Below are 11,271 nucleotides of genomic sequence, written 5' to 3' on the forward strand. Positions count from 1 at the left end.
TCGCGATCATGACCGAGTCGCAAACCGCCTTCGAGCTGCTGCTGGACATCGACCGCCGTTGCCGCCTGCTGGCCGCCGACCTGCCGTCCCAGGAAACCCGCCTGCAACGCTGGAGCGGTATCGGCTTTCGCCTGGGGCCACACTGGTACGTGGCGCCCATGGGCGAGGTCGCCGAGGTGTTGCATGAACCGCGCTGCACCTTGATGCCGGGGGTCAAACCCTGGGTCAAGGGCGTGGCCAACCTGCGCGGGCGCTTGCTGCCGGTGCTGGACCTGGGCGGTTTCCTTGGCCTTGAGTTATCCAAGGCGCGCAAGCAAAGGCGGGTGCTGGTCGTGGAGTTCAATGACGTGTTTGTCGGGCTGCTGGTAGACGAAGTGGTCGGTATGCAGCACTTCCCATTGGATGCCTGGATGGCCAGCACCGCGTCCGGCGCGCCGTTTATCCAGGGCCAGTTCGACGGCGACCCGCAGTGGCAAGTCTTCAGCCCCTTCGCTTTGGCCCAGGCCCCTGGCTTCATGGATGTCGCCGCATGAGCACCGTTACTACGCCCAAACCCCAGGCCGCTTCGCGCAGCCGTTCGCAGATCATTGTGCTGTTTATCGCCTTGATCGTGTTCATCATGTTGCTGTTCGCCAACTTTGCGTACCTCAACACCCAGTCCACCTACGACAAGCAGTACATCGGCCACGCCGGTGAGCTGCGCGTGCTGTCCCAGCGCATTGCCAAGAACGCCACCGAAGCCGCCGCCGGCAAGGCCGCCGCGTTCAAGCTGCTGGGCGAGGCGCGCAACGATTTTGCCCAGCGCTGGGGCTACCTGAAAAAGGGTGATCCGCAAACCGGCTTGCCCGCCGCACCCAGCGCGGTGCGCGCCGAAATGCGTGCCGTGCAGACCGACTGGGAAGCGCTGCTGAAAAACACCGATGCGATCCTCGCCAGCGAGCAGACCGTTCTGTCCCTGCACCAGGTGGCTGCGACCCTGGCCGAAACCGTGCCGCAACTGCAAATGGAGTCGGAAAAAGTCGTCGATATCCTGCTGCAACGCGGCGCCCCGGCCAGCCAGGTGGCGTTGGCCCAGCGCCAGTCGCTGCTGGCCGAACGGATCCTGGGGGCGGTCAACACCGTGCTTGCGGGCGATGAAACCGCCGTGCAGGCCGCCGATGCCTTCGGTCGCGACGCCAACCGTTTTGGCGTGGTGCTCAACGGTATGCTCAACGGCAACCCCGGGCTGCGTATCACTCAGGTCGAAGACCCTGACGCCCGTACGCGGCTGGTGGAGATTGCCGAGCTGTTCGAGTTTGTCTCAGGCTCCGTGGATGAAATCCTCGAAACCTCGCCGCAGTTATTCCAGGTGCGGGCTTCGGCGAGCCATATCTTCAACCTGTCGCAAACCCTGCTCGATGAAGCCTCGCACCTGGCCACCGGTTTTGAAAACCTCGCCGGCGGGCGCAGTTTCGACACCATCGGCGGCTATCTGCTGGGCCTGCTGGCGCTGGCCTCGATCATCCTGATCGGCTTGGTGATGGTGCGCGAGACCAACCGCCAACTGCGTGAAACCGCCGAGAAGAACGAGCGCAATCAGAACGCGATCATGCGCCTGCTGGATGAAATCGAAGACCTGGCCGACGGCGACCTCACTGTCACCGCCTCGGTTACCGAAGACTTCACCGGCACCATCGCCGATTCGATCAACTATTCCGTGGATCAATTGCGTGACCTGGTCGCCACCATCAACCTGACGGCCGGGCAAGTCGCCGGTGCGGTGCAAGACACTCAGGCCACCGCCATGCACCTGGCCCAGGCGTCGGAACATCAAGCGCAGCAGATTGCCGAAGCGTCTACCGCGATCAACCAGATGGCGCAGTCGATCGACCAGGTATCGGCCAACGCCGCCGAGTCCTCAGCGGTGGCAGAGCGCTCGGTTGAGATCGCCAACAAAGGCAACGAGGTGGTGCACAACACCATCCATGGCATGGACAACATTCGCGAACAGATCCAGGACACCGCCAAGCGCATCAAGCGCCTGGGCGAGTCATCCCAGGAAATTGGCGACATCGTCAGCCTGATCGACGACATTGCCGACCAGACCAATATCCTCGCCCTCAACGCCGCGATCCAGGCCAGCATGGCAGGCGATGCCGGGCGCGGTTTTGCGGTGGTGGCCGATGAGGTGCAACGCCTGGCCGAGCGCTCGTCGGCGGCCACCCGGCAGATCGAAACTCTGGTGCGGGCGATCCAGGCCGACACCAACGAAGCAGTGATCTCCATGGAGCAGACCACCACCGAGGTGGTGCGCGGCGCACGCCTGGCCCAGGATGCCGGGGTCGCGCTGGAAGAGATCGAAGGCGTGTCGAAAACCCTGGCGGCGCTGATCCAGAGCATTTCCAATGCGGCGCAGCAGCAGACGTCTTCGGCCGGGCAGATTTCCCTGACCATGAATGTGATCCAGCAGATCACCACACAGACGTCGTCGGGGTCGACCGCGACCGCCGAGAGCATTGGTAACCTGGCGAAGATGGCCAGTCAGTTGCGCAGGTCGGTGTCGGGTTTCACCTTGCCGCCACCCAAGCAGGTGGACGATTGAAATACGACCTGAAGAACGCCACAGTCCAATTGTGGGAGCTGGCTTGCCTGCGATAGCGGTCTGTCAAATACAGATGTATTGCTGACCCACCGCTATCGCAGGCAAGCCAGCTCCCACATTGAATCTCCATTGTTTGTGAGATACCAGCAACCCACGAATTCTAAGCGGAGCAGTTATGGTTGATCGGCACGACTACGTGGCCCTCGAATGGGTCAAGGGCGACATTGCCGAAACCCTGAAACAGGCCCGTTCGGCGCTGGACGCTTACGTTGAAACCGGCAACGGCGACACCCTCGACAATTGCCTGGCCGGGATCCACCAGGTGCATGGCGCGCTGCAAATGGTCGAGTTCTACGGCGCGGCGCTGTTGGCCGAAGAGATCGAGGAACTGGCCCTGGCGCTCCAGACCGGTCGCGTCAGCCAGCGCGAAGAAAGCATCCGCCTGCTGCAACAGGCCCTCGGCCAGTTGCCGCTGTACCTGGATCGCGTACACAGCGCCCGCCGCGACCTGCCGCTGGTGGTACTGCCGCTGCTCAACGACCTGCGCACTGCGCGGGGTGAAAGCCTGTTGTCTGAAACCAGCCTGTTCAGCCCGCAACTGCTGTCGATCGCGCCGCTGCCTGATGAAACACTGGTCCAACGAGCAACGCCGCAGTTGCATGAGCAGTTGCGCCAATGGCACCCCTTGCTGCAACAAGCCCTCGCCGGGTTGCTGCGTGAAGACCACGGCCCGAGCAACCTGGAAGACATGGCGCGGGTGTTCGCACGCCTTGAGGCGTTGTGCCAGGGCGCGCCGTTGTTACCGCTGTGGCAGGTGGCCTCGGCACTGGTCGAGGGCATGTTGACCGGCGTGGTCGCCAACAGCCCGGCGCTGCGCAGCCTGCTCAAGGCCAGCGGCAAACAACTCAAGCGCCTGCTGGCCCAGGGCATTGACGGCATCAATCAGCCTGCGCCGGATGAGCTGCTCAAAAGCCTGTTGTTTTACGTGGCCAAAGTCACCCGACCGACGCCGCGCATGCAAAGCCTTAAAGAGCGCTATGGCCTGGATGAAGCTTTGCCCGACAGCGCCGTGGTCGACGCCGAGCGTGCGCGAATGGCCGGGCCGGACCGCAATGCCATGGGGTCGGTGCTCGGTGCCTTGTGTGAGGAACTGGTGCGGGTCAAGGAGCGCCTCGATCTGTTCGTACGCAGCGACCGCCAGCACATCGACGAACTCGACGCACTGCTGGCGCCCCTGCGGCAGATCGCCGACACCCTCGCCGTACTGGGTTTTGGCCAGCCGCGCAAAGTGATCATCGACCAGTTGGCCGTCGTGCTGAGCCTGGCCCAGGGGCAACGCGAACCCAATGACGCGGTGCTGATGGACGTGGCAGGCGCGTTGCTCTACGTCGAAGCCACGCTGGCGGGCATGATCGGCACGGTGGAGCCGCAAAGCCGCGAAGAAAGCCGGCTGCCCACCACCGACCTGACCCAGATCCATCAGTTGGTGATTGCTGAATCCTGCCAGTGCCTCAAACAAGCCAAGGAACTGGTGATCGACTGCGTCGAAGCCCATTGGGACCGCCAGCGTCTGGAATCCTTGCCGCAATTGCTGAGCCAGGTGCGTGGCGCGCTGGCGATGATCCCTTTGCCGCGTGCGGCGAGCCTGATGCGCGGCTGCACCGATTATGTCGACGAGCAGTTGATGATCAGCGACGTCGCGCCTTCGCCGGTGCAACTGGAGCAGTTCGCCGATGTGATCAGCAGCCTGGAGTATTACCTGGAACGCATGCTCCAAGACCCTGACGCCGCTGGCGAGCGTGTGCTGGAGCGGGCCACCCAAAGCCTGGCGGCGCTGGGTTATCTGCCGGCCGAAAAACCCTGGCGCCAGGCATTGGTCGCGCCCGATGGCGCACTGTCGACCGAACAGGCACCGAGCCAATCCCAATTTGACGCACTGGCAAGCCCCACGTCAGGCCTTAATCCTCCGGCCCTGCAACGCCCCGGCAGCCTGCTGCCACCGCCGGCAGGTGAAGAGCCGATTGACGATGAGCTGCGCGAAGTCTTCCTCGAAGAAACCGACGAAGTTCTCGACGTGCTGCACCGCAACCTGCCCAACAGTGCGGACAAAACCGCCCAGGGCGAAATGCGCCGTGCCTTCCATACGTTGAAGGGCAGCGGTCGCATGGTCCGTGCCCTGGTGCTGGCCGAACTGGCCTGGGCCGTGGAAAACCTGCTCAACCGTGTGTTGGAACGCAGCGTCGCCCTTGGCGCCGAGGTGCAGCAGGTGCTGGATGAGGCCGTGGCTGTGCTGCCGGAATTGATCGCCGATTTTGCCATCGACGACCAACGCCAGCGCGACGAAGTCGACGCCCTGGCCGCCCGCGCCCATGCCTTGGCCAGTGGCGCGGCAACAACCGCTGGCGAGCCCCATGACCCGATGCTGATGGAGATCTTCCGCAACGAAGCCCAGAGCCATCTGGACAGCCTCAACCACTTCCTGCACCACGCCGCCGAACAGGTGCCGTTGCAGGTCAGTGATGAACTGCAACGCGCCCTGCATACGCTCAAGGGCAGTGCCTACATGGCCGGGGTGTTGCCCATCGCGGAACTGGCGCGCCCCCTCGACCACCTGACCCGCGAATACAAGGCCCATCGCTTGCCCCTGGACCTGGACGAAGTAGAGTTGCTGCTGGAAGCCGAAGGGCTGTTCCAGCGTGGCCTGCGCGACCTGGACAGCGATCCCCTGGCACCCATCCAGGGCGCAGCGGATCTGATCAGACGCACCCAAAGCCTGTTGGACCAGCAGCTTGCAGCGCTGCTCGAAGCCCCTGGCAGCGGCCTGCCGATCAAGCGCGATCGGCATCTGATCACCAACTTCCTGGCCCAGGGCATGGACATTCTGCTCGACGCCGACAACCTGTTGCGCCGCTGGCAGCAACATCCCGGCGAACGCCAGGAACTGACCGCCTTGCTGGATGAGCTGACCACCTTGGGGGAGGGCGCGCACATCGCCGACCTGCACGCCATCGACGCGTTGTGCGAGGCCTTGCTCGACCTGTATGGCGCTGTGGAAGAAAGCAGCCTGGCGGTCAGCGAGCGGTTTTTCCATGAGGCGGAACAGGCCCATGAGGCGCTGATCAACATGCTCGACCAACTGGCTGCCGGCCAGGAAATCAGCCCGGCGCCTGCGCGGGTACAAGCCTTGCACGCGTTGCTGGATGACGCGCTGGACCCGTCCGCCACCGGCCTGATCAAAAGCGACGGCAGCCGCGCCCTGAGCATTTCGGAACTGGGCGCTGCCACTGCGCAGTTGGATCAGCAAACAGCCATGGATGATGAGATTGTCGACATCTTTCTTGAGGAGGCCGTCGATATCCTCGACAGTGCCGGGCAGTCCCTCAAGCGCTGGTTGCTGGAGCCCGAAAGCGCCGCGCCGTTGTCCTCACTGCAACGGGACCTGCACACCCTCAAGGGCGGTGCGCGCATGGCCGAAATCGACCCGGTGGGCGACTTGGCCCATGAGCTGGAGTGCCTGTACGAGGGCCTGGTGGACCGCCGCTACAGTTACACCCCCGAGCTGTCCCAGGTGCTGATGGCCAGCCACGAACGGTTGGCTTTGCAACTGGAAGAACTGCAACAGCAGCAGCCTTTGAGCGATGCTGCCGAGCTGATCGCCAAACTGCGCGAGCTGCGCCAGAACAGCGCGCCGGCGACTCCGGCTGCGGCGGCGCCGGCCTCGGGTGCAGACCCTGAATTGCTGGATATCTTCCTCGAAGAGGCCGCCGATATCCTCGACAGTTCAGGCAGCGCGTTGCTGCGTTGGCAGGCCGAGCCGGGCAACCGCCAGGAAGTCGAAACCCTGCTGCGTGACCTGCACACCCTCAAGGGCGGAGCGCGCATGGTAGAGATCGGGCCGATTGGCGATTTGGCCCATGAGCTGGAGTTTCTCTACGAGGGGCTATCCGCCGGGTTGCTGGCGCCGACCCCAGAGCTGTTTGCGCTGCTGCAAGGTTGCCATGATCGTTTGGCACAGATGGTCGACGCCGTAGCGGATGGGCTGCCGGTGGGGGCGGTGGACAAACTTATCGAGCGCATCAAAAGCCTGGTGCACCCCAGTGTAGAGCCGGTGGTGCCCGTGGCGTTGCCTGCGGGCAAGGCTGAAGCGGCGGTCGACCCCGCTGCCGACATGGTGAAAATCTCCGCCGAACTGCTCGACGACCTGGTTAACCTCGCCGGTGAAACCTCGATTTTCCGTGGCCGTATCGAGCAGCAAGTCAACGATGCGCGCATTGCATTGAATGAAGTTCAAACCACCATCGAGCGGATGCGCGATCAATTGCGCCGGCTCGACAGCGAAACCCAGGGGCGCCTGCTCAGTCGTCAGCAGGCCGAGGCCGAACGCCTGGGCTACGAAGAGTTTGACCCACTGGAAATGGATCGCCATTCGCAGTTGCAGCAGCTGTCCCGCGCGCTGTCCGAATCGGCCTCCGACCTGCTCGACCTCAAGGACACCCTGGAGCAGCGCCATCAGGATGCCCACGATTTGCTCCAGCAACAGGCGCGCATCAACACCGAATTGCAGGAGGGCCTGATGCGCACGCGCATGGTGCCTTTCGAGCGGATGCTGCCACGCCTCAAGCGCATCGTGCGCCAAGTGGCGCAAGAGCTGGGCAAGGACGTGGAGTTCATCGTCGGCAATGCCGAAGGCGAGATGGACCGCAACGTGCTCGAACGCATGGCGGCGCCACTGGAACATATGCTGCGCAATGCCGTCGACCACGGCCTGGAATCGCGCGAGGTGCGGTTGCAGGCGGGCAAGCCGGAAAAGGGGCGCATTACCCTGGACCTGACCCACGAAGGCGGCGACATCGTCTTCGACATGCGTGACGACGGCGCCGGCGTGCCCCTTGAAGCGGTGCGGCGCAAGGCGATCAAGCGCGGCCTGCTCGGCCCGGATCAAACCATCAGCGACCGCGACGTGCTGCAGTTCATCCTGCAGCCGGGCTTTTCCACGGCAGAAAAAATCACCCAGATCTCCGGGCGTGGCGTGGGCATGGACGTGGTGCACGAAGAAGTGCGTCAGCTCGGCGGCTCGATGGTGATCGACTCGACCCCAGGCGTGGGCGTGCACTTTCGTATTCGCCTGCCGTTTACCGTGTCGGTCAACCGTGCGTTGATGGTGCAATGCGCAGACGACCAGTACGCGATCCCCCTCAACACCCTCGAAGGCCTGGTGCGCGTACTGCCCCACGAACTGGCCGGGCACTACCAGCAAGATCCGCCGCATTATGAATACGCCGGCCAGCGCTACGAGTTGTTTTACCTGGGGGATCTGCTGCACACCGTCAGCCGCCCGAAACTTCTAGGCCAATACCAACCGCTGCCGGTGTTGCTGGTGCATTGCAATGAACGGCGCGTAGCGGTGCATGTGGACGCCATGGCCGGCACTCGCGAGATCGTGGTCAAGGGCCTGGGGCCGCAGTTTGCCGGGGTACAGGGCGTGCCCGGTGCGACCATCCTCGGTGATGGCCGCGTGGTGTTGATCATTGACCTGCTCGCGCATATCCGCGCCCGCCAACCGGCCTTGCCGGCCCAGGCAGTGGATGTGCCACTGGTCCTCAACGACCCGCTGAAAAAACGCCCGCTGCTGGTACTGGTGGTGGACGACTCGGTCACCGTGCGCAAAGTCACCAGCCGCCTGCTGGAGCGCAATGGAATGAACGTGCTTACCGCCAAGGACGGCATTGATGCCCTCGCGGTGCTTGAAGAACACACCCCGGACCTGATGCTGCTCGACATCGAAATGCCGCGCATGGACGGCTTCGAAGTGGCCATCCAGATACGCAATGACCCGCGCCTGATGCGCCTGCCGATCATCATGATCACCTCGCGCACCGGCCAGAAACACCGCGACCGCGCCATGGCCATTGGCGTCAACGACTACCTCGGCAAGCCGTACCAAGAGTCGGTGCTGCTGGAAAGCATCGCCTACTGGAGCAAGTCCCATGCTTGACCACCGCGCCAGCCAACTCACCGGCCTGCTGCTGCCCCTGGCCGACCGCCACCTGGTGCTGCCCAACGTGGCCATCGCAGAGCTGATCGACTTCCAGCGCGGCGAACCGGCCAGCGATGCACCGCCGTGGTACCTGCGGCAAGTGACCTGGCGTGATCGGCAAATCCCCTTGATCAGCTTTGAAGCCGTGTGCGGTGAAGCCAGCGTGACCGGCGAACGTTCCCGGATCGTAGTGTTGAATGCCTTGGGGGGAAGGCCGACGTTGAAATTCATTGCGCTGGTGATCCAAGGCATTCCCCGCTCTTACAAGCTCGATAGCGAATTGAGCTATGTGGACGTGCCGCTGTGCCCACTGGAACTGGCGGCGGTGCAGGTGGGGGAGCAGGTGGCGAAGGTGCCGGATTTGATGGGGCTTGAAGCGTTGTTGGTAGAGTCCGGTCTGGCCTGATCCTAAGTCTTGTGAAATTCCAATGTGGGAGCTGGCTTGCCTGCGATAGCGGTGGGTCAGCAATACATCTGTATTTGACAGACCGCTATCGCAGGCAAGCCAGCTCCCACACTGAATTGTGCTTGGCCCAAGATCTCAATCAATGCGCGCAAACCGCTCAATTACCGGTTGCTCCCGATGCTCGGCCTGCCATAAGTCGTAGGCACTTTGCATCGACAACCATAACTGGGCTTTACTCACGCCAGCCCGTTCCAACCGAACGGCAAGGTCCGGGCTGACCGGGGCGTGGCCATGCAAGATCCTTGAAAAAGTCTCGCGGGCGAAGCCAAGACGTCGCGCCATCTCGGTAATGGTGATGCCCAGGGCGGGGATCACATCTTCAAGCAATATTTCACCTGGGTGAGGTGGGTTGTGCATCGGCATGTTGGTACGTCCTTCGACTATGGGCATTCAACCGCGAAGGCTAGAAGGACCAGTTCCAAGCAACAACCCCAAAACGCTGTATGAAACTTCCTGCACGCACTTCGACATAAAAGGCTTCGGATTTTTCCTGCAAGATTTTGAGCCGTGCATGAACTTGTGGTGAGAGGTCCGCACGCCTAGTCTTCGTCCCATCATCGCAAAAAACGGTGACACGGACGTGCAAGTCCGACGAAACTGTTTAGGCGTATGAACGCCCAGCCATCCAACGGGCGTTTTTTGTGCTCGCTGCTTTATGGCGGCTGCGCGCAGGAGGTCTTCGGACCTGCTGGGTGTCCTAAACAGGCCCGGTCTTGCACACCTGCGCACGGTCGCCACCCTCATTCGCGTGCAAGCGAACGGTGGCGCTCCTTACTGACTGTTTAGGAGTTTCATCATGATCAAACCTACCCCCAATCCCCCCCTCTTCACCGTAAACCCCCACCAAAACACCGAAACCCTGCTGGTCAACGCCAGCGAAACCCTGTCCTCCCTCAACGCACTCACCTGCAACCTGGCTTTCGACCTGGACACTTCCCAGCGCGCCGTCATGCTCGGGATTCAGCAAATGGCAGAGCTAGGACAGCTATTGGTGGATCAAGCACTGGAACAGATATCCCCCTTCTCAGCGGCTTAAAACTTGATCGTTCCCAAAAAGGGACCTATCGTTCCCTTTTTGGGACTCATTGGCCGCTGCCATGCACACCTTGCCGCTCAGTACTGCGCTCTTCACGGTCACCCAGCAAAAAGTGCTGGGCCTGCTTTTCGGCAAGCCCGACCAAAGCTTTTTCACCAATGAAATTGCCCGGTGGGCCCAGGTGGGTAAGGGTAGCCTCACCCGAGAGTTGGAGCGTTTGCAGTTGGCGGGCATCTTGAACATGACGCGCCAAGGCAACCAGACTCACTACCAAGCCAACCCTCAGTGCCCGATTTACTCGGAACTGTTGGCTATCGTGCGTAAGACGCTGAGCCTGGACGAGCCATTGCGCAATGCACTGGCACCGTTTGCCGAGCAGATCACCTGGGCGTTTATCTACGGTTCCATCGCCAAGGGTGAGGCGCACTCATCCAGTGACATAGATCTGATGCTGATCGGTCAAAGCCTCAACTACAGTGAAGTCATGGAGCAACTCATACCGCTGGAAGAGCAACTGGGTCGCACCATCAACCCGACGCTGTACACCCCTGAAGACTGGATCGGTAAATGGAATGCCGGGAACAGTTTCGTGCAGCGGGTAGTGCAGCAGGACAAGATCAATCTGTTAGGGGGCAACCCTCTGGAATCCACGGATGGACAGCAAGGCAAACCTGGAGAATCTGCAACGTAGTGGTGGCTTGAAGGCTGAGCCGCCGGATCGCAAGGAGTGTGACGGGCTGATGCGTTCAGCTCGTGATCGATTGAAGGACGCCGCAACCCCACAGCTATCATTCGCCAGCCGTTTCGATCTGGCTTACAACGCCGCCCATGCTATCGCCCTCACGGCTTTGCGCTTGCAAGGCTATCGTTCTGACAAACGCTATCTGGTCTTTCAATGTCTGGTTCACACCCTCGACGCGAGCAAGGTGCAGGTGCGGTTGTTGGCGTTGTGTCATGAGCGTCGCAACCTGGCGGAATACGAAGGGTATATGGATGAGGATGAGGCCCTGCTAAGCCAGTTGATCGATAGCGCGACGGTATTGATGCTCAACGTGCAAGATTTGTTGGCTAGCCTTGATCAGAGATAGCGCGGTTCGTTCGGTCCCACACAGGGACTGCTATCTGACAGGCGCTACTGAGCAAATGTGGGA

Annotated in this window: 8 protein-coding genes; 7 read left to right on the plus strand and 1 reads right to left on the minus strand. The window is 61.9% G+C overall.

The window, feature by feature from the left end:
- Positions 1-8: 8 nt before the first annotated feature.
- The 4 genes from JH25_RS11080 (at position 9) to JH25_RS11065 (ending at position 9,024) form a co-directional block, all read left to right on the plus strand.
- On the plus strand, positions 9-533 hold the full coding sequence (locus tag JH25_RS11080; protein ID WP_032878938.1) for a chemotaxis protein CheW: 525 nt from the start codon (positions 9-11) through the stop codon (positions 531-533).
- Positions 530-2,581 (plus strand): methyl-accepting chemotaxis protein, encoded by a 2,052-nt coding sequence (locus JH25_RS11075; RefSeq protein WP_032878941.1) that lies wholly within the window; start codon positions 530-532, stop codon positions 2,579-2,581. Before JH25_RS11080 ends, JH25_RS11075 begins: the two co-directional genes overlap by 4 nt.
- A gap of 175 nt (positions 2,582-2,756) precedes the next feature.
- Positions 2,757-8,576, plus strand: coding sequence for an Hpt domain-containing protein (locus tag JH25_RS11070; RefSeq protein ID WP_032878943.1), 5,820 nt, complete (start codon positions 2,757-2,759; stop codon positions 8,574-8,576).
- The gene (locus JH25_RS11065) at positions 8,569-9,024 is read left to right on the plus strand and encodes a chemotaxis protein CheW (protein WP_005792246.1); all 456 of its coding nucleotides are present in this window, start codon (positions 8,569-8,571) and stop codon (positions 9,022-9,024) included. The genes JH25_RS11070 and JH25_RS11065 overlap by 8 nt, the downstream gene beginning before the upstream one ends.
- 135 nt (positions 9,025-9,159) lie before the next feature.
- Here JH25_RS11065 and JH25_RS11060 read toward each other — a convergent pair whose 3' ends face one another.
- On the minus strand, positions 9,160-9,447 hold the full coding sequence (locus tag JH25_RS11060; protein ID WP_005792245.1) for a HigA family addiction module antitoxin: 288 nt from the start codon (positions 9,445-9,447) through the stop codon (positions 9,160-9,162).
- A gap of 433 nt (positions 9,448-9,880) precedes the next feature.
- Here JH25_RS11060 and JH25_RS11055 point away from each other — a divergent pair, with 433 nt between their 5' ends.
- From JH25_RS11055 to JH25_RS11045, 3 genes are all read left to right on the plus strand, one after another.
- Positions 9,881-10,120, plus strand: coding sequence for a DUF6124 family protein (locus JH25_RS11055; protein WP_032878945.1), 240 nt, complete (start codon positions 9,881-9,883; stop codon positions 10,118-10,120).
- 61 nt (positions 10,121-10,181) lie between these two features.
- On the plus strand, positions 10,182-10,811 hold the full coding sequence (locus JH25_RS11050) for a nucleotidyltransferase domain-containing protein (protein ID WP_032878946.1): 630 nt from the start codon (positions 10,182-10,184) through the stop codon (positions 10,809-10,811).
- Complete coding sequence (locus JH25_RS11045) at positions 10,774-11,208, plus strand: hypothetical protein (protein WP_032878947.1); 435 nt, start codon at positions 10,774-10,776, stop codon at positions 11,206-11,208. Before JH25_RS11050 ends, JH25_RS11045 begins: the two co-directional genes overlap by 38 nt.
- The last annotated feature ends 63 nt before the right edge of the window (positions 11,209-11,271 follow it).

Source organism: Pseudomonas sp. BRG-100 (assembly GCF_000737955.1).
In the GTDB taxonomy this organism is placed as follows: Bacteria; Pseudomonadota; Gammaproteobacteria; order Pseudomonadales; family Pseudomonadaceae; genus Aquipseudomonas; species Aquipseudomonas synxantha_A.